This window comes from Flavobacteriales bacterium (assembly GCA_025210805.1).
In the GTDB taxonomy this organism is placed as follows: domain Bacteria; phylum Bacteroidota; class Bacteroidia; order Flavobacteriales; family CAJXXR01; genus JAOAQX01.
In genome coordinates, this window is record JAOAQX010000001.1 from 36,774 (window position 1) to 61,100 (window position 24,327).

At 33.3% G+C, this 24,327-nt stretch carries 21 protein-coding genes and 2 tRNA genes; 16 read left to right on the forward strand and 7 right to left on the reverse strand.

Features of this window, described 5'->3' with window-relative positions; translation table 11 throughout:
- Positions 1 to 5 precede the first annotated feature (5 nt).
- The 12 genes from N4A45_00110 to N4A45_00165 all read left to right on the forward strand — a co-directional run bounded on the left by N4A45_00110 (position 6) and on the right by N4A45_00165 (position 10,842).
- Positions 6 to 380: a hypothetical protein gene (locus N4A45_00110; GenBank protein MCT4663617.1), complete on the forward strand. Its 375-nt coding sequence runs from the start codon at positions 6 to 8 to the stop codon at positions 378 to 380.
- A gap of 116 nt (positions 381 to 496) precedes the next feature.
- Positions 497 to 2,278, forward strand: a complete 1,782-nt coding sequence (locus tag N4A45_00115) for a T9SS type A sorting domain-containing protein (GenBank protein MCT4663618.1) — start codon at positions 497 to 499, stop codon at positions 2,276 to 2,278.
- A gap of 288 nt (positions 2,279 to 2,566) precedes the next feature.
- Positions 2,567 to 5,911 carry a transcription-repair coupling factor gene (gene mfd, locus N4A45_00120; protein ID MCT4663619.1) on the forward strand — a complete coding sequence of 1,115 codons (3,345 nt, stop codon included), beginning with the start codon at positions 2,567 to 2,569 and terminating at the stop codon, positions 5,909 to 5,911.
- 15 nt (positions 5,912 to 5,926) lie between these two features.
- Positions 5,927 to 6,304 carry a 6-phosphogluconate dehydrogenase gene (locus N4A45_00125; protein MCT4663620.1) on the forward strand — a complete coding sequence of 126 codons (378 nt, stop codon included), beginning with the start codon at positions 5,927 to 5,929 and terminating at the stop codon, positions 6,302 to 6,304.
- Between the two features lie 8 nt (positions 6,305 to 6,312).
- Entirely contained in the window at positions 6,313 to 6,810 is a 498-nt protein-coding gene (locus N4A45_00130) for a phosphoribosyltransferase family protein (protein ID MCT4663621.1), read from the forward strand.
- 16 nt (positions 6,811 to 6,826) lie between these two features.
- A complete protein-coding gene (locus tag N4A45_00135; protein ID MCT4663622.1) occupies positions 6,827 to 7,462 on the forward strand; it encodes a TatD family hydrolase in 636 nt (211 codons plus the stop codon).
- A complete protein-coding gene (locus N4A45_00140; protein ID MCT4663623.1) occupies positions 7,462 to 8,187 on the forward strand; it encodes a tRNA threonylcarbamoyladenosine dehydratase in 726 nt (241 codons plus the stop codon). The genes N4A45_00135 and N4A45_00140 overlap by 1 nt, the downstream gene beginning before the upstream one ends.
- Complete coding sequence (locus tag N4A45_00145) at positions 8,184 to 9,083, forward strand: WYL domain-containing protein (protein MCT4663624.1); 900 nt, start codon at positions 8,184 to 8,186, stop codon at positions 9,081 to 9,083. Before N4A45_00140 ends, N4A45_00145 begins: the two co-directional genes overlap by 4 nt.
- A complete protein-coding gene (gene pssA, locus N4A45_00150) occupies positions 9,080 to 9,616 on the forward strand; it encodes a CDP-diacylglycerol--serine O-phosphatidyltransferase (protein MCT4663625.1) in 537 nt (178 codons plus the stop codon). The genes N4A45_00145 and pssA overlap by 4 nt, the downstream gene beginning before the upstream one ends.
- Positions 9,617 to 9,622: 6 nt before the next feature.
- Positions 9,623 to 10,498, forward strand: coding sequence for a hypothetical protein (locus N4A45_00155; GenBank protein ID MCT4663626.1), 876 nt, complete (start codon positions 9,623 to 9,625; stop codon positions 10,496 to 10,498).
- A 139-nt stretch (positions 10,499 to 10,637) separates the two neighbouring features.
- Positions 10,638 to 10,710 (forward strand) — tRNA-Lys (locus tag N4A45_00160).
- Positions 10,711 to 10,755: 45 nt separating this feature from the next.
- Positions 10,756 to 10,842: transfer RNA gene (locus tag N4A45_00165), tRNA-Leu, on the forward strand.
- 92 nt (positions 10,843 to 10,934) lie between these two features.
- On the opposite strand, the gene N4A45_00170 is transcribed toward N4A45_00165, so the two are convergent.
- The 7 genes from N4A45_00170 to N4A45_00200 form a co-directional block, all read right to left on the reverse strand.
- Positions 10,935 to 12,257, reverse strand: a complete 1,323-nt coding sequence (locus N4A45_00170) for a DUF58 domain-containing protein (protein MCT4663627.1) — start codon at positions 12,255 to 12,257, stop codon at positions 10,935 to 10,937.
- Positions 12,257 to 13,243 carry a MoxR family ATPase gene (locus N4A45_00175; GenBank protein ID MCT4663628.1) on the reverse strand — a complete coding sequence of 329 codons (987 nt, stop codon included), beginning with the start codon at positions 13,241 to 13,243 and terminating at the stop codon, positions 12,257 to 12,259. The genes N4A45_00170 and N4A45_00175 overlap by 1 nt, the downstream gene beginning before the upstream one ends.
- Before the next feature lie 4 nt (positions 13,244 to 13,247).
- Positions 13,248 to 14,459 carry a hypothetical protein gene (locus N4A45_00180; GenBank protein ID MCT4663629.1) on the reverse strand — a complete coding sequence of 404 codons (1,212 nt, stop codon included), beginning with the start codon at positions 14,457 to 14,459 and terminating at the stop codon, positions 13,248 to 13,250.
- Positions 14,456 to 15,190: a DUF4129 domain-containing protein gene (locus tag N4A45_00185; GenBank protein MCT4663630.1), complete on the reverse strand. Its 735-nt coding sequence runs from the start codon at positions 15,188 to 15,190 to the stop codon at positions 14,456 to 14,458. Before N4A45_00185 ends, N4A45_00180 begins: the two co-directional genes overlap by 4 nt.
- A 7-nt stretch (positions 15,191 to 15,197) precedes the next feature.
- Entirely contained in the window at positions 15,198 to 16,157 is a 960-nt protein-coding gene (locus tag N4A45_00190) for a hypothetical protein (protein ID MCT4663631.1), read from the reverse strand.
- A gap of 206 nt (positions 16,158 to 16,363) precedes the next feature.
- Positions 16,364 to 17,299, reverse strand: a complete 936-nt coding sequence (mdh, locus tag N4A45_00195; protein MCT4663632.1) for a malate dehydrogenase — start codon at positions 17,297 to 17,299, stop codon at positions 16,364 to 16,366.
- 115 nt (positions 17,300 to 17,414) lie between these two features.
- Positions 17,415 to 17,960 carry a GNAT family N-acetyltransferase gene (locus N4A45_00200; GenBank protein MCT4663633.1) on the reverse strand — a complete coding sequence of 182 codons (546 nt, stop codon included), beginning with the start codon at positions 17,958 to 17,960 and terminating at the stop codon, positions 17,415 to 17,417.
- 185 nt (positions 17,961 to 18,145) lie between these two features.
- On the opposite strand from N4A45_00200, the gene N4A45_00205 reads away from it, so the two are divergent.
- From N4A45_00205 to N4A45_00220, 4 genes are all read left to right on the forward strand, one after another.
- The gene (locus N4A45_00205; GenBank protein ID MCT4663634.1) at positions 18,146 to 19,261 is read left to right on the forward strand and encodes a DUF4856 domain-containing protein; all 1,116 of its coding nucleotides are present in this window, start codon (positions 18,146 to 18,148) and stop codon (positions 19,259 to 19,261) included.
- 89 nt (positions 19,262 to 19,350) lie between these two features.
- Positions 19,351 to 20,460 (forward strand): imelysin family protein, encoded by a 1,110-nt coding sequence (locus tag N4A45_00210; protein MCT4663635.1) that lies wholly within the window; start codon positions 19,351 to 19,353, stop codon positions 20,458 to 20,460.
- A gap of 68 nt (positions 20,461 to 20,528) precedes the next feature.
- The gene (locus N4A45_00215) at positions 20,529 to 21,869 is read left to right on the forward strand and encodes an HTTM domain-containing protein (GenBank protein ID MCT4663636.1); all 1,341 of its coding nucleotides are present in this window, start codon (positions 20,529 to 20,531) and stop codon (positions 21,867 to 21,869) included.
- On the forward strand, positions 21,862 to 24,282 hold the full coding sequence (locus tag N4A45_00220) for a TonB-dependent receptor (protein MCT4663637.1): 2,421 nt from the start codon (positions 21,862 to 21,864) through the stop codon (positions 24,280 to 24,282). Before N4A45_00215 ends, N4A45_00220 begins: the two co-directional genes overlap by 8 nt.
- The last annotated feature ends 45 nt before the right edge of the window (positions 24,283 to 24,327 follow it).

Genomic DNA, 24,327 nt, shown 5'->3' on the forward strand with positions numbered 1-24,327 from the left:
ACAAAATGAGTCTTAAGAAAAAACTCATGTATTATGCCATAGGAATTATCTTAGGGATAATATTAGTAAAAGCCATCTGGGCAAAAACAGGATACAAAGGAACGTATTTCCCTTCTGAAAGAATCGTAAGTAATATTGCAAAAAAACAGAAGACATATAGTGATAGTTTTACTTTGCAAATGAAAAAAGAAGGTGTTTCTCAAGAAATGCTAGAAAAAAAGTTTGAAGCTCAAGAACTGGAAGCCTCGGTAAAAAACAGAGAAGCCAAACCTTGTAAGGAATATTTTCTCGAAACTTCTTTTTTTCAAAAAAAATACGTTTTCGAAGTCCAAAATTGTGATAGTATCGCTCATTTTCAAAAGTTTCAATTGAAAAACTGATTTTAGAAATTGACCAAAATATTTTAGTGAAAATTCATTAAAATTTGATAATTTCTTAAAAATTAGAAGATAATTGCTTAAATTTGGGATTAGAAAAAACTTAAACTTAATTACTCATGAAGAAAATTTTATTTGCTGTAGCAGCAATGTTTACTGGATTTGGAGCTTTTGCACAAAATGAAGCTGATCCAGAACTTTTTGTTATTGAGCCAAGCGCTGCAGAACAAAAAGTAGATTCTTTACTTTATAACGATCCTTCTTATGGTTGGGGTAAACAAGGTGCTCCTGCTTTAAACTTAAAGGTAGATACTAACGGTTTGGAGGGTTCTTTGATATATCTTCAATCTTCAGATTCTCTAGGATGTGGGCCTATTACAACAAGTAATGTTGCTGGTAAAATAGGGGTGCTTTTTAGAGGGCAATGTTCTTTTGCAGATAAAGCATTAAATGCTCAAAATGCTGGAGCAATTGCTTTAATTGTTATTGATTCAAATGCTTCATTTGGAACACTTGGAGGAACTTCTTTAAGCTATGGAGTTATCGGAGGAAATGCAGTTTCTGAAAACGTGACTATTCCTATGATGATGATTTCTTCTACTCAAGGTGAAGCTCTTCGCCCTCATATCAATGCAGGTACCTGCAAAGTTTTTATGGGGAATAAAGTAGGAAACAAAGTGTTGAGAAATGACTTAATTAGTAAAAGTGGAGACAACGCAATTATGCCTTACTCTAAAATGCCTAAAACAGTATTGACAGATTCAAATGATATTGTTATTCCTGTAGGTACTTGGGTTAGAAATGTTGGGAAAAACACCGCTACTAATGTTCAGTTAAACGCTAAAATAACTAAAAATGGAACTGTAGTATATGATGTTACGACTCAACCTGTGGCTTCATTAATGAGCGACTCTGTAGAGTCTTTTCTTTTACCAGATTTTATGGCAGCTGAATTCACGGCTAATGCTGAATATGTAATCACTTATACCGTTACTTCTGATTCAACAGATAATGATATGGATGATAACACATTCTCAGATAAAATGATGGTGTCTAATGAAGATATTGATCTTTCATATATCCGTTTGGATGAAAACGGAAATATGGATCCTGACTTCTTTGTAACACATCCAGCTTCTGTACCAGATGGTGAAGCTTGTATTACTTTTAAGTTTCCAAAAATGGAAGAAAGTACTGTAAAATTTGACCATGCTATTATTAATATGGGAGGTTCTGGTATTGTAGGTAAAACTGCTACTGTTAGAGTATATGAATGGAATGAAGATGATTTAACAGATCGTGATGAAGTAACTTCAAACGAATACGCTTATACAAATGATTCAGAAAGAGGTCAAAATGTACTAGTTTCTTTACCAGGTGATATCGAAGTTGATCCTTCTATTCGTTACCAAGTTTGTGTAATGCCAGAGGCTGGTATGTCAACAGGTTACGATGATTCTAGAAATTACCTATTTACAAGACGTTATAATGAAGTTATCGGTGGAGATCAAGCTAATTTTGATTTACCAAAAGCTTCTCTATATAGTGCTTCTGATCAATCTGTAGGATTCTCAGCAGGATATGGACAGGATATGATTCCTGCTATCCAAGTAGGATTAGTTGGTATTGGAGTTGATGAAAATGAGATTTCAGAAAAAGGATCAGCTTATCCTAACCCTGCTACTACTACTGTAACGGTACCATTTACTCAAGATGTTGATGGTGAGGTTGCTGTAACAGTTTATAACAATGCAGGACAACTTGTAAAATCACTTAATGTAGCATCGCAAGGTTCTTCATTGAAATTAGATGTGTCTGATCTTAAACAAGGTCTTTACACAATGAATGTTTCAACTGAAAACGGACAAGCTTCTACATTTAAACTTGCTATTAGTAAATAGTTTTTTTCACTTTTCTTTAAAGGATGCCTAACCTAGGGCATCCTTTTTTTTGCTTTAAACTTTCGTACGCACGTTAATTTTTTAAAAAGAATATTAAGAATAATAGTAAATAATTCCATTTCTAGTGTAAATTTACCGATAGGTATCATGCCGATACATTACTAAAACTCAATTATGAACACAATAATATAAGAGAGTGATTTTAGCAAGTAATCGGTATATATTAATTTTGATAAACTCTTCTAGATTCCATTCTAAAAGAGTTCTTGCTATTGGAAATTTTTAGATATGACTTCACAAAAATTCATTGAAAACTTATTAAATCAAGAAAACTCTGTTCTGTTTCAAGATTTCTTGGAACAAAATAAAGAGCAATTGAAAACGAGTAAAGGACTTGCTCATTCTTGGTTGTCGGTTCAGGTTTATGGACAATTATTAAAAACTAATGCACATCAGTTAGTTATAGTTGAAGATAAAGACGAAGCCGTATATCTATTAAATGATTTTCAGCAATTTGTAGGTGATGAAAATTGCTTTTTCTTCCCAAGTTCTTATAGGAACTATTATGAGATAGAAGAAGTAGAAAATGCCAATATCCTTTTTAGAGCCGAAGCAATACAAGGTCTCCAAAAGTCTGATCAGCCCAAGATCGTTGTTACTTATCCCGATGCACTTTTTGAAAAAGTAGTGGATAAAAAATCCTTCCAATCTGTAAAGCAAGCAGTGAATTGTGGTGATAAAATAGATCTAGAATTTTTAACCGAGTATTTAAATACCTATCATTTTGAAAGAGTAGATTACGTTTTTGAGCCAGGACAGTTTTCTGTTAGGGGAGAAATAGTCGATGTTTTTTCCTTTTCGGATGATTTTCCGTTCAGAATTCAGTTATTTGATGACGAAATAGAAAGTATAAGGACTTTTGATCCTTCTTCTCAGGTCTCTGTGGAGAAACACACAAGTATTGAAATTATTCCCAATATTGAAGTAAAGGAAAACGAATCTCGGGTTTCTTTTTTGGAATATTTCTCCAATGAATCTCAAAGATGGATTAAAAATATCCAGAATATAAAAGAACAACTGGATAAAAGATTTGTACAAGCTTCTGAAAAATACCAAACCAAAAACTTAGAATCCACAATAGCACTTGCAGAGCCTCAGAAACTCTATTTAACAGGGAAAGATTTTGTAAATGAAGTTCTTAAAAAAAATAGTATAGAATTTGGTTCTCAAATATTTGATAAAAAAGCGCCCTTTTTTGATTTTTCTATAAAGCCTCAACGAGGATTCAATAGAGATTTTGAATGGATGTCTAAGCAATTAACAGATTGGAGTACCGAAGGTAAAATGGTCTATCTCTGTTGTGCAAACCAAAAGCAAATCCAACGATTTGAAGAAATATTTGAAAAAATAGGCGAAACGGAAGTAAAATATATTCCTTTATTACTTTCTCTTTATCAGGGGTTCGAGTTAGAGAATACCATTGTGCTTACAGATCATCAAATATTTGAGAGATATCACAAGTATAAATTAAAAAATCAAGATTTTAAGAAGAATCAATTTAATATTGAGGAACTTACAAAATTGGAAATAGGTGATTATGTCTCTCATATAGATCATGGAATAGGGAAATATGGTGGACTTCAAAAAATGGATGTTAATGGAAAAAAACAAGAAGTAATAAAAATTATTTATAAGAATAATGATTTACTATATGTATCTATACACTCGCTTCACAAGATTTCGAAATTTAATGGAAAAGAAGGAACGGTTCCATCAATTAATCAATTAGGCTCGCCAAAGTGGTCTAAATTAAAGAGCAAAACGAAATCCAAGATCAAGAAGATTGCCTATGATTTGATTCAAGTATATGCCAAGCGAAAAACTGCGAAAGGTTTTTCTTATGCGCCTGATAATTACTTGATGCATGAGTTAGAAGCAAGTTTTATTTTCGAAGAAACAGAAGACCAAGGAAAAGCTATAGAAGATGTAAAGCGAGACATGGAAAATCCTATGCCTATGGATCGATTAGTTTGTGGAGATGTAGGATTTGGAAAAACAGAAGTAGCTATTCGTGCAGCATTTAAAGCTGTGTGTGACTCAAAACAGGTTGTAGTTCTTGTTCCCACCACCATTTTAGCACTTCAGCATTATAAATCTTTTAAGAAAAGGCTTAAAAATTTACCTTGTAATATCGACTATATCAATCGTTTTAGAACTGCTAAACAACAAAAAGAAACGATTCAACGCTTAAAAGATGGAAAGGTAGATATCATTATAGGAACACATAGAATTGTAGGAAAAGACATCAAGTTTAAAGATCTGGGATTACTCATAATTGATGAAGAACAAAAATTTGGAGTAGCCATAAAAGATAAACTGAAATCTTTGAAAGCAAATATAGATACCCTTACTCTAACTGCAACACCAATACCTAGAACTTTACAATTCTCCCTAATGGCAGCAAGAGATTTATCGGTAATTAATACGCCGCCAGCAAATAGATACCCAGTGGATACTAGGCTCATTGGTTTTAACGAAGAAACTATTCGAGACGCAATAAGGTATGAGCTGGATAGAGGAGGACAAGTGTATTTGATAAATAACAGGGTAGAAAATATCAAAGAAGTGGCAGGAATGGTTCAAAGACTTGCTCCAGATGCTCGTGTTTCCATCGGTCATGGGCAAATGGAAGGAAATAAGCTAGAACAGATAATGATGAGTTTCATAGAAGGAGAATCAGATGTACTCGTAGCTACTTCCATTATAGAAAATGGGCTTGATGTACCAAATGCCAATACCATTTTAGTGCTCAATGCACAAAACTTTGGATTATCAGACTTACACCAAATGCGTGGAAGAGTAGGACGTTCCAATAAAAAAGCTTATGCCTATTTAATTTCGCCACCACTCTCAAATCTTAGTACAGAAGCTAAAAAAAGACTACAAGCCTTACAGCAGTTTTCTGACCTAGGAAGCGGGTTCCATATAGCCATGAAAGATTTAGAAATTCGTGGTGCAGGAGATTTGTTAGGAGGAGAACAAAGTGGGTTTATCAATGATATAGGATTTGAAACGTATAACAAAATATTGGCGGAAGCGGTAAAAGAGCTAAAAGAAAACGAATTTAAAGAACTGTATGAAGATGAAGGGGAAATAGAATATCTTTCAGACTGCCAAATAGACACAGATTTTGAATTATTAATTCCTACTGATTATGTGTCAGTGATTTCTGAAAGACTCAATTTATATCATAAATTAAACAAAGCTACTAATGAAGATGACTTAAACGAGTTTGAAACTATTCTAGAAGATCGGTTTGGAACAGTACCTGTAAAAACTCAAAATTTGATTGCTTCTATTCCTTTAAAATGGATGGGTAAAGATCTTGGAATAGAGAAGGTTGTTTTAAAATCGAATAAGATGATTCTATACTTCGTTTCTGATACCGAATCTCCATATTACCAGTCTGAAATCTTCCAGAATATATTGATGAAAGTTCAAGGAATGGGAAAGAAATGCCGTTTAAAACAAAAGAATAATCGCCTTAGTGTGGTCTTTGATGAAGTAAAAACGATTAATTCGGCAAAAAATTTGTTGAGCTCTTTAAAAGAAGATAATTTAGTAAAATCTTAAAACGAACAATAAGAGATGAAAAAAGCAATCATAATATTTGTAAGTCTGTTAATCCTTCTTATCGTAGGGTATTTTTCAGCTATTTATTACCTACACTTTAGTGATGGTTTCCGTTCTGGAGAATTGGTGAAAATAAGTAGAAAAGGGATGATTTTTAAGACATGGGAAGGTGAGTTAAGTCAGGGGATTTCAGAGAATCTTCGTTTTAAATTTTCAGTAGAAAAAAGCGAAGAAGAAGTGATTCAACAATTAATAGATTTACAAGGGAAAACAGTAAGGCTAAAGTATATAGAACGCTATGGAACTTTTCCTTGGATGGGAGATAGTAAATACTATGTTACAAAAGTGGAAGCACGAACAGAAGATAAAATTAAGGAAAACTCAGAGGAATAAGGCTTGCTATGAAAACGAAGATACTAGACGAAAAACAGATAGAACATAAATGGACAAGAATAGCTTGGCAAGTTTATGAAACTAATTATCAAGAAAAGGAAATAGTTATTGCAGGGATAAACGGAAATGGTTTTGAGTTGGCAAAAAAACTATCCGAAAAAATTGAAGAAATATCGGAATTGAATACGATTCTAGCAGAGATAAAAATCGATAAAAACATCCCTTTTGATAATGCAATTACCTCAGACTTGGAGGTGAACGTGATTAAGGATAAAGTGATTATTTTGGTTGATGATGTTTTGAATTCTGGAAAAACTTTGATCTATGGAATAAAACATCTGTTACAAGGTCCGATAAAAAAACTCAATACCGCTATTTTGATTGATAGAAACCATAATAGATTCCCTATTCAGTCAGACTACACAGGTTTACGTTTAAGTACGAGCTCACATGAGCACGTACGAGTCATTTTAAAAGGAGAAGAAAAAGGTGCATATCTCGAATAGCAACACATCTATTTGGGTGGATATTCATACTCATAATTTGCAGGATCATGAAGATTCTTGGGTGTTGCTTCAAAATGATGGAAAAAAGTTAGTCAATTCCACTCCATTTTCAGTCTCTATTCATCCTTGGGATACAGAAGATGCTAGTAATGAGTGGTGGAGCAGTGTGAAGAAAGTAGCCGAGAATCCTTTATGTAAGGCAATAGGAGAGACAGGATTAGATAAACTTCATCAATATGGTGATGCTCAAAAAGAACTATTCATTAAACATATTCAGCTTGCCAATTTACTGAATAAACCACTTGTTATTCACGCAGTCAAGACACATCAAGAGTGTGTAGAAATTTTAAAAAATCAAAAGAATCAACAGAGGGTACTTTTTCATGGTTTTAGAAAGAGTAAACATTTAGCTAAAGATTTACTAGAAAAAGGGTTTTATCTGTCATTTGGAAGTTTTTTTGATAAAATGGCTACAGATCTCATAGAATTCTTAAAGGAAAGAAATTTTAAAAACTGCTTTTTAGAAACCGACAATCAGAAAAATGAATCGATAAAGGGACTTTATGACAGAGCATCTCAAAGTTTAAATATTCCTCTATCGGAACTTCAAAAAATAATCATAGAAAACAAAAAAACTTTTTTAGGAAAATGATGGAAAACACAGATTGGCTAGAGCGCATGACACTCATCACTGGTGAAAAAGCCATGAAAAAACTCAATAAATCTCACGTATTAGTTGTAGGTCTTGGTGGTGTAGGATCTTTTGCAGCCGAGTTTATCGCTCGTGCAGGAGTGGGGAAAATGACCATAGTTGATGGAGACGTAGTAGATCCTACAAATAGAAATCGTCAACTTTGTGCATTAAAATCCACAGAAGGAATGTCTAAAGCACAATACATGAAAGAACGATTATTGGACATAAATCCTGAGCTCGATTTAACAGTTCGTGACGAATTTTTGAGTCCTGAATCAGCTTATGAAATAGTAGACGAAAAAATGGATTTTGTAATAGACTGTATTGATTCTGTATCGCCAAAATTAAATCTTTTAGTTGCTTGTAAGCACAATAAAGTAAAAGTGGCAAGTAGCATGGGAGCAGGAGGAAAGATAGATGCTAGCAAAATAAAAGTGACCGATATTTCTAAAACTTATCATTGTAAATTTGCTAAACAAATAAGAAAACGTCTCAAAAAAAGAAGTATAAACAAAGGAATTAGAGTCGTGTTTTCTACAGAACAAAATATAAAAGACTCTTTACAACTTACAGACGGAAGTAATTTTAAAAAGTCATTTTATGGAACCATGTCCTATATGCCTGCTTTATTTGGTGCAATGGTGAGTGCAGAAGCCATTAAAAGTATTACAAAAGCCAAATGATTGCGCAGCAAAAAATATTAAGGGTTTTTCGGTTAATTCAAATTCTAAAATCCTACCCAAGACCCACGATGGAGGAGCTTGAAATAAAACTCGATATCAGTCGGAGATCTATTTTTAGATATTTTAATTTACTTGAAGAAATAGGCTATCAGATAGATATTGGACAGGATAAACGTTATTTTATCGTTCAAGAATTTGAAGAAGAGGGAACCAATTTTTCTGTGGAAGAAGCACAAGTTATTCAACAAGTATTATCTTCATTGGACGAAAAAAATCCATTGAAAACCTCTTTGATTAAAAAGCTAAAAATCTCTGAAGATATTCATTATTTTGCAGATAATATTGTGGAGGCAAATCAATCCAAAAAAGTCTCTATTTGTACAGAAGCTTTAAAGTTGAAGTGTAGATTAACTTTACACAATTATCATTCTATAAACAGTAATTCTGTTTCGGAAAGAGTAGTAGAACCTATTGGTTTTGATGAAAATTATGAATCCATAAGAGCCATAGATATTCGTCAGCCAGAGATTGTTAAGACTTTCAAGATTAACCGAGCCGAATATATTTATTTAATGCCCGATGCCCCGCAGAAATACACAGAAGGAAAAGTAATATCAGAAAAAGATGTATTTAATTTTTCGGGAACCAAAAAAATATCTGTGCAGATGATGCTCAATCACAAAACAGCTATTTTATTAAAAGAACAATACCGAAAAATAGAAAACTCGCTCACAAGAAGAAGTAAAAATTCGTTTGATTTAAAGGTGAAAGTTCATAGTCTAGAGCCTTTAAAAAGATTTGTGTTAGCAAACCTTGATGGTGTGAAAATCATTAGACCAGCTTCACTCAAAAAGGAAGTAAAAAAATTTTATGAACAAAACATACAAAACTTATGACAAGAAGTAAAAATGACATTCGAAACTTTGTCAATATACCCGATTATATCTCCCTAGGAAATGCACTTAGTGGTATTTTATCCATTTTCGCTAGTTATTATGGCAGGTTTGAGCTTGCGGCTGGTTTGATTATTTTGGGGGCTATTTTCGATCTGTTTGATGGGCGAGTAGCTCGAAAAATGAATCTTTCTTCAGAATTTGGAGTACAGTTAGATTCTCTTTGTGATTTAATAAGCTTTGTAACCGCTCCTGCATTTTTTGCATTTATGGTAACGAAGGACCAAGTAGAATGGAATTTCATCATTCTAGCACTCTATGTTCTTGCAGGAATTCTGCGTTTAGCAAGATTTAATGTTACGGGAACAACTGATGGCGGAAAGTATTTCGAAGGCGTTCCAGTACCAGTTAGCTTAGTTTTGCCTCCATTGTTCTTTTTATTTGAATATTTGGGCATTAATTCCGTAATTTGGCTTATGTTCTATGTTATTCATGGAATTTTGATGATATCAGTAGTTAAAATCAAAAAACTTTAAAAGAAGATGAAAAAAACATTTATAACTGTATGTGCATTACTGTTTGTAGGACAAATATCTGCACAGGTAAATATCCAAACAGATAGTTTGGTGATGAGAAAAGGTAAACATGCTGCCTTTGTTTTAACCATAGAAGATGCTCAATATAAGAAAACAAAAACAAGCTGGGTAAAAGAATTGACTTCTCGTAAAAAAGTAAAAGCTGCCGTGAATAATACGGATGTAGAGGTCTTGGACGGGAAAATTACCGATTTGATCAATAATGAGCTGAACATTTACAGCCGAGTTCTTGATAGAGGAGGAAAAGTAATTATTGAATCGTTTTACGAAATAGATAATAAGTTTACTCCATTGGCGGACTCTTTAAATAACCATACAATGATGATTCGTCAGTTTTTGATGAATTATGGAGCAAAGGCCTTTAATGTCGCTATGGATGATCAAATAGAGGATACAGAAGACGATTTGAAGGGGATTTTGAAGGACATTAAAAAGAATCAGAATAGAATCTCAAAATATGAATCTAATATTGAGAAAAACCTCAAAAAGAACAAATCTATGACTGAGGCAAATCTTAAAACAGATTCAGATATCATTACGAATGATGAAAGCATCAATAATCAGAGAGCCTTAATTCAAACTTTGTCTTCTGGAACAGATGCAAGAAAATCGGCAGAAAAACAATTGAGAAAAATGGAAAAATCTGCCAAAAAATTAGTTCGGTCTAAAGAAAAAAACCTAGATAGAATTGCCGATAATGAAAAGGACAATGTGGAATTGAAGACAAATATCGAGCGTTCTAAATATGCAATTGAAACCTTAGAAAAAGAAAAAGTGAAAAGAGAAGGTGATCTAGCATATTTAAAGAAACGAAAACTTTAATTTTTTTTAATCATTAAAGTTTTTATAATGAGATAGTTTACAAAACAAGGCTAAAAAAGCATGAAAAAAAGTGCCTTCTAGCCTTGTTTTTTATTCTAGAGAGTGTATATTTGCAACGCTTTTACGGTAAGCGACAGATGACTTGGTAGCTCAGTTGGTAGAGCATCTCCCTTTTAAGGAGAGGGTCCTGGGTTCGAGCCCCAGCCAAGTCACACCAAAGTTGAAAAGACTTCTTTAGGAAGTCTTTTTTTGAATCCGCCCAGGTGGTGAAATTGGTAGACACGCAAGGTTGAGGGCCTTGTGAGCGTTTTTAGCTCGTGCTGGTTCGAGTCCAGTTCTGGGCACATTTTACAAAGTAAAATGTGAAAAATTGAAAGATATAATCTGTTGTAGATTGTATCTTTTTTTTGTTCTTTAATACAAGGTGGTGGAACTCCTAAAAACTCTGTTGTTTCAGTTTTAAATATTGATTAATTGTTTTAGTAGTAATATTCCTTGGGTGTGTATAGATCGTTATGATCCCTTGTTTATGAAGTTTCTTTACCATAAGTTCTTTTTGGAGCTGATAAGCCTGAGAAGAGGCTTTAGAATAGGTTTCATAAACTGTTTTGGGTTCTATTTGTGCTTCCTTTTGGATATCATCATTTTTAAAGAAAATGACCACAAGCTGATGATTTTTTGCAATTGCTTTAAGATAAGGGAGTTTTCTATTTAAATCATTTTCTACCTCAAAATTGGTGAAAAGAAACAATAAACTCCTTTGTTTAACTTTATTTCTGAGCTCACGGTAGAGCAGTCCGAAATCCGCTTCTTTATAGTTGGTCTCTATTCTATACAGCTGTTCTTGCAGTTTGTTCAATTGTCCAATTTTGTTATCTGCCAAAATTTGATTCTCAATTCTATTCCTAAAGGTGAATAAGCCTAATTTGTCATCCTTCCTTAGAATAATATGCGATAAAACTAGACAGGTATTTATGGCGTGGTCTAATAAGCTTAAATCTTCAAAGGAATTTTGCATCAGTCTCCCTTTATCAATAAGCATATATACCTGTTGGCTACGTTCATCTTGATATTGATTAATCATTAGATGATCTCTTTTTGCAGTAGCTTTCCAGTTGATTGTCCTTATATCATCCCCAAGAGTATATTCTTTTATTTGCTCAAATTCCATGGTGTGTCCCAGTCGTCTGATTTTTTTTGCACCATGTTTTTTTAAGTTGCTTTCAGAGAGTAAGGTAAGGAAATCTCTAAGTTTTAGAAAAGAAGGAAAAACGGGAACTTTTTTAGGGCATTCAAAGATATATTTTCTAGCCACTAATCCTAGAGGGGATTTAGTGAAAACATTAATATTTTTAAAATGGTATAAACCTCTAGAAATTGGACGAAGTTCATATTTTAAAGTTTTCTTTTCGCCTTTTTCAATATGGGCAAGAATTTTAAAATCTCTCTTTTGAAATTGAAAAGGTATTTCATCAATTATTTTGAGATGAATAGGAAAAGAATAATGATTTTCTACCGTAAGCCATATTGGGTTTTGATCTCCATTAGAAAATCGATCGGCAGTATTCCGCTCAACAAAAAGATTTCTTTTGGCAAAAAGTAAAATACTATCTACAAAAACCAATAAGATAAAAACAAGCCAATACCCATAAACGATATATGTTAACGAGGGATAAAAATGCCCGAAAACCAGGGAAATAATCCCGACAGCAAAGGCGATAAAAAATCGGCTATGTAAGAAAAAATGTTTCCAGAACATTAGCGAGGTACTTCTATAGAGTCCAAAATAAGCGCAATTACTTGACTATTTTCCATTCCTTCCATTTCACGCTCAGGAGTAAGATGAATTCGATGTTCTAAAATAGCTGGAGCCAAATATTTGATATCTTCTGGAGTCACAAAATCACGACCTTGTAATAGAGCCCATGCTTTGGCTGAAGCCAAAAGTGCTTTACTAGCTCTAGGGGATGCACCTAAAAATAAATTGGGATTTTCTCGGGTGTTTTGAATTATTTTGGCAATATATTCTAATAAATTTTGCTCAATAACTACTTCAGAAACTAAATTTTGAAGTTCTTGAATATCCTTGCTAGATAAAATGCTTTGGATGTCTTCAATACGTTTTTTGTTATTTTCTTCGTTTGCTAAATTTAAGATGTGAATTTCATCTTCCAAACTAGGATATCCCATGATAAGTTTAAAAAGGAAACGATCCATTTGAGCTTCTGGAAGCCTATAAGTTCCTTCGTGATCTACGGGGTTTTGTGTCGCTAATACAAAGAAAGGAAACTCCATTCCATAACGTTTTCCATCAATAGTAATTTGACCTTCCTCCATCACTTCAAAAAGTGCAGCCTGTGTTTTTGCTGGAGCTCGGTTTATTTCATCAATAAGAATAGTATTAGAAAAAATAGGACCTTTTTTAAATACAAATTGTTCTTTTTCTTTCGCAAAAATACTGGTTCCTAGAATATCCGATGGCATAAGGTCTGGTGTAAACTGGATTCTGCTGAAATCTACCCCCAATGTTTTCGAAATTGATTTGATAAGAAGTGTTTTAGCTACACCAGGTACTCCTTCCAAAAGCACATGTCCATTGGCTAAGATAGATACAAACAATAGGTCAATTATTCGATCTTGCCCTACAATTACTTTTCGTAACTCGGTTTTTATTTGCTCGTAGTTTTCTTGTACTTTTTCAAGAGAAATTCTAGATTCAAATGCTATTTTATTTTCTTCTTCCATAATTTTATTCGTTTAGGATCTTGTCAATATTTCTACTAAAGTAAATAAATTGATTTTCACTTAGATATTTTTTAGAACGGATACTTTTGAGATTGTTTATGACTAGAGTAATAGTCTCAATGTCTGCTTGAGTTTTTTGGTGGATTAGCTGGATGCTTTCTTCGCTAAAATCTATATAGTGAATATAGAATTTCTTTTTCAGTTGTTCCAAAAAATAATTGGCTTTAAGTTCTTGAAGTTCTATAACATTGCCTTCGTCAAAGTATAAACTAGCCATTGTGTGGATATATTCTTTGGAGCGGTTAATTGGTTTTTTTAGTTCTGGGATAATGTTTTGTTCTCGCCTAAAATAATTAAGAAAATACAAAGCAATTCCTATCAAAAGCAGATACCAAGAATATTTAAGTTTTTCTTGATTGAGAATATAAGAAAGAGCCGTTTGTTCATGTGCTACTTCTCGTTTTTTTCCTTTAATGACCCAATAGGTTTTGAGATCTGGCAAATGACCCAATGAACTTTCTAAAAATCGACTATTTTCTTCTTTTTTTAACTCGTAATTGGAGAGTCCAAAAGGGTAGGAGTTGAAAATTATTTGTCCTTTTCCATATTGTATTCTCGCCTGAATTACAGGTTTGGTAGTATCTGATAGTTCTTCAAAAAGCAAAGGTTCTATTGCTGTTAAATAACCATTTTCTAGATACCTAAAGTATTCGTTTTTTGTGTAAACGAATTTGTTGAAACCGTCTTCAATAACACTAGAGTCTTTGCTTGCGAATTCTATGCTAAAATCTACACGTGTAAAATAGATTTGATCAGAAACATAGTCTTCAAATGAATCAAAATCACTGGCAGCAATAAAAAGATTCAGTTTTCCCTCTTCCACTTTTTGAAGTAAGCTATCTTCATAAGTTGTGTTTAAGTGATTTGTGACGATCACTAAATTAAAAGGTTCTTCGCTTTGTTCAATCAAAGAGTCTATACCACTATAAGCAGGGTATTGGTAATGGAAATATTTTGCATCAGAAACTATTTCTATGTCTTCTGAGAATAATTGCTGAGCTTCTTTGTGAGCAATATATGTTCCGTAAGGCGTTTTTTTGTCTGGTTTAAAATGTTTTACCCAGCTGATGTCTTTGCTGGGGTTTATCAGCAAGATTAAGCCAAGAAGAAGCACAACACTGATTCCAAAAATTATCCAACCTGATTTTCCTTTCATTTTTGAATTTCTTTAGCGGGTTGGAAATTTTGAAAAAGTCGTTTAATTTTTTGATAATCCTCTGAGTCAACAGGGTATTCACCAAACCAAAAATGATTATAAATACGTACAATTTCTCTAAATGCCTTTTGAGTTTCAAGGTCTTTTATTTCATGAAGATAATCGTGATTGGTCTTTTTGGGCTTCCAAACAATACAATTGCTTTCTTCGAGGCTGTGTATTTTCTGTAGGAAATGCCAGCGAATGGCAGCTCGGTAATTTTCTTCTTTTTCTCTTACGGCAATCTGTTTTGAGAAATCAATAGAGTGAATATCCTCTATTTCTTCTTCTTCGTGATATACTTTGCTATTGTTTTTATCTCTAGAAAAAACAGCAAAACCACCGTTGTTTATTAATTTATAGAGTATAAATAGAAGAGCAATACAAAATACAATGATTAAAAGCCATTTTAAAAGGGTACGAAATTTTGCAAGAAAATCAAAATTGGGATCAAGATCAATGGAGTTATTTTTTTCTTTTTTCTTTTCTTTTTCTTCTTCGTACTCAAATTCTTTTCCTTCATATCTTTTCCCAATCCAGGAGTCATGAATTTTTCTGGCTTTTGAGAAAGGCGTATCCACCTCATTATTTTCTAATTGAATAAACGAGGTTTCATAAGTATCCAAGGTATTTGCAAAATTCATTTGAATACCAAAGAGGAAGAATAAAATAATATAAAGTGGTTGTTTCAAGAACTAATTATCTTTGAAAAGTTCCTATTTGATCCATTTCATCCGTACCACCTTCTGATAAAGTACCATTTTCTACTTCACCAGTGAAATAGATTAAACCTACTAATACATAATACACAAGTCCTACAAGTGTTTGTAGAATAGTAGAAATAATATACAATGGAACAAACAAAAGAAGTAATGCCTTATCAGATAATACGGCACCAAAGGCATCCATAATTTCCTCTGGGTCTCCCATTATTTCAGGATCTTGAAAAAAGTCAAAGCTTCCACTTAGGGGAATCATTACAACATTGTTTAGCATAAACTGAACAATGTATAAAATAATCATGATCAATAACCCTGCAAAAAGCTTGTGCCAAAAATTGGATTTGATATGTTTATCCCAGGCTAATCCAAAAGCTTTAAAATAGGAAGGCGTATCCATATTGATATATTCAAACCAAGACAATGCCACCCAATTCATCACAAAAGTGATCACAATAAAAATTCCCACGATAGTAATCAGTGAAATGACCGAGGCAATAGCTACTACAACGTAGAATGGAGTAAGAAGAATTAAAGAAAGAAAAGCATAGACAAGAATGGCTGTCATATTACTTTTAAGCTCATCCCAGACTTCTCTACCACTTGGGCTAGAAGATTTTTGGTAATAAAGCTTCATATACACAGGGACAAAAAAGATATAAAAAAGCGAGAAGATCATATACCCAAGCATCGTGAGTACGATACCTAGAAGACCAGTCCCTGAAAGATAATCCGTGAAGTTTTCTAAATCATTGAGATTTATATTGATTAAGTCCGTAACAATTAGGTACATTCCTGCCATAGCAAAGATGAGAGGAACAATACAGATGGTAATAAATCCAATGGAAAGACCTTTTATTTCTTGAAAGAAAAAATTGAAGGCATCGGTGATATAAGCACCCGTATCACGGTTTTTTGCTAATTGTATATTTTGTTTCATTTTTGAGGGATAATTAATTTAAATTCTGCTATCTATTCTATAAAAAAAATACAGAATAATATAGATTCATGCAAACTACAAAAAAAAATACAAGTAGAACAAGGTATATCGATAGATTCATGTTAAAGAACCCTTAAAATATCGACAAAAAAAGCCTCTTTCAAAAAATGAAAGAGGCTTTATGAAAGGAGGTAGTATATTTTTTCTTAGAACAAATCCATATTGTCTAATACTTTCATTACTCCACGAACGGCAGTTGCAGAATTTTCTAGCAATTCTTTCTCACCTTCGTTTAGGTCAAGTTCGATGATTTCTTCAATCCCTTCTTTTCCTAATTTTACAGGAACTCCAAGATAGATATCATTCATTCCGTACTCACCTTGTAGCCAAGTACAAACTGGGAAAATTCGTTTTTGATCTTTTACAATAGCTTCAACCATTTGAGCAGCAGCAGCACCAGGTGCATAGTACCCAGAAGTTCCAAGAAGGTTTACGATTTCTCCACCACCTTTCTTAGTTCTTTCTACAATTGCATCCAATCTTTCTTCAGATACTAATTCTGTTACAGGAATTCCACCCACTGTTGTATAACGTGGAAGTGGTACCATTGTATCACCATGTCCACCCATCAAAACAGCTTGGATATCTTTTGGAGAACAGTTTAGCTCAAGTGCCAAGAAAGAACGGTAACGTGCCGTATCCAAGATACCAGCCATTCCCATTACTTTTCTAGAGTTTTTATTCGCCGTAAGGTAAGTAGCATAAGTCATTACGTCCAAAGGATTGGAAACACAAATAACAATAGCTTCAGGTGAATGCTTAATAACGTTTTCTGTAACAGATTTTACTATTCCAGCATTTGTTGCGATAAGATCATCACGACTCATTCCTGGTTTTCTTGGAATACCAGAAGTGATAACAACTACATCAGAGTTGGCTGTTTTTGTATAATCGTTTGTAGATCCTACAAGTCTTGTGTCAAATGAGTTGATTGGCGAAGTTTCCCACATATCTAATGCTTTTCCTTCAGCAAATCCATCTTTGATGTCAAGTAGTACAACTTCGTTACAAACTTCTCTATGGGCAAGAACATTGGCACAAGTAGCACCTACATTTCCAGCTCCAACTACGGTTACTTTCATAGTAAATTTTTAATTTTTTGGTTTAGACTCACAAATGTACTGAAAAATATAGGATGATTTATGTTAAGACTTTGCTCTTTTTGAGCGTATTTCAGAACGTTTTTTCAGTTTTTTGTTAAGAAATATGTTCATTTCGTTGCTTTTCATATAATATTACATCTTCAAATTTCCCATTTTTTTGGTAGTACTCTTTTAAGATACCTTTATGAGCCATCCCCACCTTTTTAAGGATATTTCCCGAAATAGGATTATAAGTGAAATGCGTGGCGTAAATCATTTCCAACTCTAAATCTTCAAAACCAAATTTGAGAATCCTTTCTACGGCTTCTGTGGCATAACCTTTATTTCGGAATTTTTTCCCAATCCAATAACCAATCTCTGCTTTGGTTTTAGAGGCAGAAGGATGAATCCCTATTCCTCCAATAAACGCTCCAGTTTCTTGAATAATCAGGGAGAAAACAAAGCTCTCTTTATTCTCAAAATTCTGATCAGCCATTTCAATCCATTTTTTTGCATGATCAATAGAGTAGGGAAATGGAAAATTTAGTGTGTTTTGTGATATTTCGGGGTCTTGTGCTAGGCTTACAAGTTCAGAAATGATTTTATTATCAGGTTTTGAAAATAATAATCTGGCGGTGGTAATTATAGGGAAATCTGACATGATTTGTAATTTAATTAGATAAATGTAGGCATAATTTTCACCATGTAGATTGTTTCAAAATGAAGGGATTGAAAATTTTTCTAAAATAGCGCTTATTTTTATTTAAAATAATTCTAAATAAGCTTTGTTTTTAATTAGAATGATTCTAAATTTGCCCCATTCTAAATGACAAAAGAAGAAAAATCATGTTTACAAAAAGAGTACTTTTTGCAGGTATATTAGGACTTAGTTTGGTTGCCTGTACCAAAGATGAGGTAAAGAATGACGATAAAGATTATAGTGTTCCAAAGACATATAATTTTGAAAATGCAAGTTATTCAGGTCAGATTTCAAGGTTAAATATGTTGGCAGAATTGTCTTCATATATGAAAAAAGTAAATGCCAATGAGGCTGTTATGGCAGACCAAATGAAGAAAATGTATGCCAATGATGGTTATACTTGGACTTCTACTCCATTTGCACAAACACAACCTACAAAGCAATTGAAGAGTAAAACTTTTTCAGGTTATCAAGGTGAATTAGAATCTTGGATGGATAAGCTTGCAACAATTTCTACAAGCACAACAGCAGGAGTATCTGGAACAGCCGGTCATGTTTCTTCAAATGATGGGAGCAAAAAATACCTTTTTGATGAAAAAGGATTTGAACCTGTTCAATTGATTGAAAAAGGAATCATGGGAGCTTGTTTTTATTTCCAAGGAACCTCAGTGTATTTATCACTTGATAAATTAAATGGGGCGAATAATGACAAGAACGAAGAGGGTAAAAACTACACAAAAATGCAACATTATTGGGATGAAGCATTTGGGTACACGGCTTTCCCAACAGATTTGACAGCAGATAATTTAAGTGCTCAAAAAGATGCAGGGAAATTGAGATTTTACTCAAAATATGTAGCAAAAAATCAAGGAGCAGGTCTTACTACTTTAAATGATATGATGCAAGCATTTGCAAAGGGTAGAGCCGCAATTGATAATAAAGATTACAATTCAAGAAACGCAGCAATAGGAATGGTTCAAAAGAACTGGGAAATGATCAATGTGGCTGCAGCTTTACATTATTTGAATGGATCTTTAAACAAAATAGGTGATGACGCATTGAGAAATCATCAATTGTCAGAAGCTTGGGCGTTTATAAATGCTTTGAAATTCAATAATGCAAAATCTATTTCTGATTCTGAAATCGATGTAGTGTTGAATAAATTAGGAGATAATTTTTATGAAATTACTCCAGCAAAAATTTCTGACGCAAAAACTACTTTAGCTCAAAAATACGGAGTTAACAGTCCAGATAATTTTTAGTTTTTATTAGTTAGTTTTAGGTTAAATAATTGCCAAAGCAAACACACCAATTGGTAGCGTTTGCTTTTGGCATTTCAAAATATCAGGTTATGAAAAGCACTTTTGCTAAAATAGTTTTTTTCTTATTTACTTCTCTGCTTGTATGGTCTTGCGGAGATGATGAAGAAAAAGTAATCTATAAAGATTTGTTTACCAATGTTTCTTCAAATATGATTCAGCCTAGACTGGGGCAGTATTTAGAGAATTGTCAAACTTTAGATCAAAAAACAAAAGCTTTTACGCAAAATCCATCTACAACTAGTTTAGAAGATTTAAGAACTGCTTTTAAGGAGAACTATAAGCAATGGCAATGGGTAAGCCTCTATAATTTTGGACCAGCAAAAGAAGCCAGTGTTTTGTTAAACGCTGCGGTAAATTCATTCCCAACTTTGCCCGCAAAAATAGAACAGAATATCTCTACTGGTAGCTATAACCTAGAATCTGCAAGTAATATTTATGCAAGCGGACTTCCCGCTTTAGATTATCTTTTGTTCGCACCACAAAAGACTAACCTTGAGATTATCACCGCATTCTCTGATGTGAAAAGGAAAAAATATCTGGAAGATATTAGCTCCAGATTGGTAAATAAGGTAAAGGAAACAGAATCTAAATGGACTTCTTATCATAATACATTTATCAATGATGAAGGAACGGGTTTAAGCTCTTCTTTAACTTTGCTTTTCAATGCCATTTTAGAGGATTATGAATACACTAAAAGAAATAGATTTGCACTACCAGCAGGGTTTGCAACTGAATTTTCTATCCCAATTTCAAAAGATGCAAAGAAAGTAGAAGCACCCTATAGTAATTTGTCTTATGTGCTGATTATGGAAAACATAAAAGCACATCAAGAGTTTTACATGGGATACACTTTTGATGGAAATGATGGAGTAGGTTTTTATGACAAACTCAAAGATGTTCAGTTTAAATCAACTGTTGTAGAAGGAGACTTAGCAAAAGCCATTGCAGATCAGTTTACGATAATTCTGGAGGATCAAAAAAAATACGAAGGAAAAAACTTTGCTACAGATATCACAAATGATCTAAACACACTAAGTCCTTCTTATAGTAAACTACAAAAAATGGTTCCTTTATTGAAAGGGGATTTACGTTCCTTTTTATCTGTTCCTATTTCGGGTTCAGATGCAGATGGTGATTAATTGAGTAATAAAGCTTTTTGTAATAAAGTTAAAAACATATTGGGAATAGCAAAATTCATCAATAAGTTATGGAAAAGATAAATCGTTTTCTTTTTGCTTCCAAACCTTCGGTTACTTTAGCGTATTTTAGAATAGCTTATGGCGTTTTAATGCTCTGGAGTACACTTAGATTTTGGCTAAACGGATGGATTGTAGATCAGTTTACAGCACCAGAATACCATTTTAAATACTTTGGTTTTGAGTTTATAGAACCACTTTCAGAAACAGGGTTTTATATACTCTATGGTTTTATGGTATTGGCTTGTTTGTTGATAATTTTGGGCTGGTATTACCGCGTTGCTATTGTTTTTTTCTTTCTGGCATTTAGCTATACAGAGCTGATAGATATAAGTTATTATCTCAATCATTATTACTTTATCTCACTACTCACAGGTGTTTTAATGTTTCTACCTATGCATGTTCATTTTTCATTGGATGCAAAGCTAAGACCTAAAATAGCACGGGCAGAAGTACCTAATTGGACAATTTTTCTCATAAAAATTTCTTTGGTAATCGTGTATTTTTATGCAGGAATTGCAAAATTACATGGAGATTGGTTGTTTAGAGCACAGCCTCTTAGCTTGTGGCTACAACCTCACCAAGATTGGTGGTTGATAGGTCCATTGTTTACAAAAAAATGGTTTGCTTATGCCATGAGTTGGGGTGGTTGTATTTTCGATCTAGTGATACCCTTTCTTCTTTTTAATAAACGCACTGTAGGTATTGCTTTTTTCTTTATCGTATTTTTTCATCTTTTCACTCGAATGTTATTTCCTATCGGGATGTTTCCTTTTATTATGATAGCAGCTACAACAATCTTTTTTCCTGTAAGCTGGCATCAGAAATCTATTGGATATTTGAAGCGTTTTTTAAAATGGAAAGATCAAGAAATCAATCGTAGTAAGACTTATAAATTCAACAAAATTACTGTAGGCTTGATAAGCGTTTACCTAGTTTTTCAGTTAATTTTCCCATTTAGGTATCTATTATATCCTGGAAACTTGTTCTGGACAGAAGAAGGTTTTCGCTTCTCTTGGCGAGTAATGCTCATGGAAAAAGGTGGTACGGCATTTTTTTATATTCATCATCCAGAAACAGGGCAAAAACACGAAATAAATAACCGAGATTTTTTGACTCCTCTACAAGAGAAAATGATGAGTACACAGCCAGATTTAATTCTTCAATTTGCGAAGATTATTAAAAAACATGCTGAAGAAAATGGTTTGAAAAACCCGAAAATAACGGCAGAAATATATGTAAGTCTCAATGGTAGAGCAAACCAATTGTATATAGATCCTGAAGTGAATTTGGCAACCATCGAAGACAATTTTTCTCACAAAACTTGGATAAAACCTATGCATCATGAATAAATGGTTTTTGATTTTTTTATCGTTGATATTCCAGTTTTCTATTGCACAAGTCCTTTTTGAAGGCCAAGTGAAAGATCGGAAAACGAATCAAATAGTGCCATTTGCTAGTGTGCAATATGGCGAAAAATATTTTACAGAATGTGATGCCGATGGTATGTTTCGTTTTAAAATTCCTCGAGGGAAAAAAACGCTCATCATTTCTTCTGTAGGCTATCATAAATTAACAAAAGAAATTAATCTCAATAAAAGCAAAACATCTGTTTTTTATTTGGATCCTAGCCAAAATATGCTCAGTGAAACGGTTCTAGAAGAACAGCTTGAAGGAGAACGAGCAAAACAATCTATTTATCGATTAAAAACAATTGAAGGTACGACATTAAATTCAGGTAAAAAGAATGATGTAATCCTCATAAAAAACACTCATTACAACAGTGCCACAAATAGTAGTAGACAAGTTTTTGCACAAGTACCTGGTCTTAATATTTGGGAAAGTGATCAAGCGGGTTTACAGCTTGAGATCGGTGCAAGAGGGTTGAGCCCGCAGAGAACTTCGAATTTTAATACTAGGCAAAACGGTTATGATATTTCTGCAGATGCAATTGGGTATCCAGAAAGCTATTATACGCCACCGACCCATGCAGTAGAAAAAATTCAACTTATTCGTGGAGCAGCTTCTTTGCAATATGGTCCACAGTTTGGCGGAATGTTAAATTTTCAACTGAAAAAAGGAAACCCAAACAAAAAAGCAGAAATCTCAGTACAACAAAATATCGGTTCTTTTGGTCTTTTTTCCACTTATCTTGGTGTAGGAGGGCAAATAGGGAAAATGAACTATTATACCTTTGGGCAATGGAAAACATCAAAAGGATGGAGACCAAACTCTTCTTTAGATTCATGGAATTTCTTTGGCGGAATGGAGTGGAATCTCTCAGAGAAATCATCATTAAAATTTGAATATACAAAGCTATATTATACCGCTCAACAACCAGGGGGGCTCACAGATTTACAGTTTGAAGACAATCCTAGCCAAAGTAACCGAACAGGAAATTGGTTTCAAGTTGACTGGAATGTGTTTGCACTTAGGTTTGAACATCGTTTTTCTACTGCTACGCAAATGAGTAGCCAGTTTTTTGGGCTTTTGGCAAAAAGAAATGCTCTTGGGTACTTGCAAAACATTAGTTGGAGTGAAAGTCAATTCACTACCAATAGAGATTTGATTCTTTCTGATTTTAGAAATTTTGGAAATGAAACCAAACTGATTCATCGTTATGAAATCGGTAAATCTTCGGCAGCTTTACTGGCAGGAGTGCGATATTATCAAGGTTTTACAGAGAAAAATCAAGGTTTTGGACCTTCAGGTGTTAAGCAAGAGTTTGAGTTATTTGAAAAAAATAAGAATTCGGGTTCATTTTATGAGTTTCCGAGTAAAAATATAGCCGTTTTTGCTGAAAATATGATTCCCCTAAATACCCGCTGGAATATTACACCTGGGATTAGGTATGAGTATATCCATACTCAAGCCAAAGGATTTAATCAAGTAATAGATCCAAATAATGGAAATGTTGTTAAACAATTTGGAGCCAAAAATCTTAAACGAGGGGTTTTATTATATGGTTTAGGAGTAACATATTTTGGAAATGAAAATGCCGAGTGGTATGCAAATTTTTCAAAGAATTATCGAGGAATTAATTTTAATGATTTATATGAAAATAATTACAATTTAGTGATTGATTCAAATCTTAAAGATGAATCGGGCTTCACAGTAGACATTGGCTATAGAGGTCGTTTTAATGAACGTTTTCAGTTTGATGCCAGTGTATTCTATTTAGATTATTCTGATAGAATAGGTTTTCTTCAAAAATATTATCCAGAAAATCACCCCAAACAATATCAATCATATCGTTTTAAAACGAATATATCGGATTCCAGAACTTTTGGTTTTGATTCCTATCTTTCTTATGAAGTTTTATCGATGGAGAATCAAGAAGCCATTGGTTTAAGGGTTTTTAATAATTTTACTTGGCAATATGGGCAATATCTTGCCTCTCAAGAAGAATCCATAGATGGAAAAAAAATCGAATTAGTTCCAAATATCAATTGGAAAATTGGTGGATTATTGACTTATAAAAATTGGTCAACAAGCTTAGTATATTCCTATACAGGAGAGCAATTTTCTGATGCTCAAAATAGTAAAGTTTCAGACAATAGAGCTTTAACGGGTTTAATTCCCAGTTATCATATTGTAGATTGGAATATGAAATATCAAACCAAAAATCAATGGATATTCAGTTCTGGTGTTAATAATGTATTGAATTCTAGGTACTTTACAAGAAGAGCTTCGGGGTATCCTGGTCCAGGAATTATCCCTGCCAGTCCAAGAAATTTTTATTTCAGTATAGAGAAAACTTTTTAGATTCGTTTTTCAAAGAATCCATTAGTTTTGGAAAAAAATTAAAAA

Coding starts and splice junctions, on each gene's coding strand:
- N4A45_00125 (MCT4663620.1), top strand. CDS start 5,927: ATGAAAAAAGCAATCATAATATTTGTAAGTCTGTTAATCCTTCTTATC.
- N4A45_00140 (MCT4663623.1), top strand. CDS start 7,462: ATGGAAAACACAGATTGGCTAGAGCGCATGACACTCATCACTGGTGAA.
- N4A45_00170 (MCT4663627.1), bottom strand. CDS start 12,257: ATGTTCTGGAAACATTTTTTCTTACATAGCCGATTTTTTATCGCCTTT.
- N4A45_00180 (MCT4663629.1), bottom strand. CDS start 14,459: ATGAAAGGAAAATCAGGTTGGATAATTTTTGGAATCAGTGTTGTGCTT.
- N4A45_00110 (MCT4663617.1), top strand. CDS start 6: ATGAGTCTTAAGAAAAAACTCATGTATTATGCCATAGGAATTATCTTA.
- N4A45_00215 (MCT4663636.1), top strand. CDS start 20,529: ATGGAAAAGATAAATCGTTTTCTTTTTGCTTCCAAACCTTCGGTTACT.
- N4A45_00190 (MCT4663631.1), bottom strand. CDS start 16,157: ATGAAACAAAATATACAATTAGCAAAAAACCGTGATACGGGTGCTTAT.
- mdh (MCT4663632.1), bottom strand. CDS start 17,299: ATGAAAGTAACCGTAGTTGGAGCTGGAAATGTAGGTGCTACTTGTGCC.
- N4A45_00220 (MCT4663637.1), top strand. CDS start 21,862: ATGAATAAATGGTTTTTGATTTTTTTATCGTTGATATTCCAGTTTTCT.
- N4A45_00205 (MCT4663634.1), top strand. CDS start 18,146: ATGTTTACAAAAAGAGTACTTTTTGCAGGTATATTAGGACTTAGTTTG.
- N4A45_00155 (MCT4663626.1), top strand. CDS start 9,623: ATGAAAAAAACATTTATAACTGTATGTGCATTACTGTTTGTAGGACAA.
- pssA (MCT4663625.1), top strand. CDS start 9,080: ATGACAAGAAGTAAAAATGACATTCGAAACTTTGTCAATATACCCGAT.
- N4A45_00145 (MCT4663624.1), top strand. CDS start 8,184: ATGATTGCGCAGCAAAAAATATTAAGGGTTTTTCGGTTAATTCAAATT.
- N4A45_00210 (MCT4663635.1), top strand. CDS start 19,351: ATGAAAAGCACTTTTGCTAAAATAGTTTTTTTCTTATTTACTTCTCTG.
- N4A45_00175 (MCT4663628.1), bottom strand. CDS start 13,243: ATGGAAGAAGAAAATAAAATAGCATTTGAATCTAGAATTTCTCTTGAA.
- N4A45_00130 (MCT4663621.1), top strand. CDS start 6,313: ATGAAAACGAAGATACTAGACGAAAAACAGATAGAACATAAATGGACA.
- N4A45_00115 (MCT4663618.1), top strand. CDS start 497: ATGAAGAAAATTTTATTTGCTGTAGCAGCAATGTTTACTGGATTTGGA.
- N4A45_00200 (MCT4663633.1), bottom strand. CDS start 17,960: ATGTCAGATTTCCCTATAATTACCACCGCCAGATTATTATTTTCAAAA.
- mfd (MCT4663619.1), top strand. CDS start 2,567: ATGACTTCACAAAAATTCATTGAAAACTTATTAAATCAAGAAAACTCT.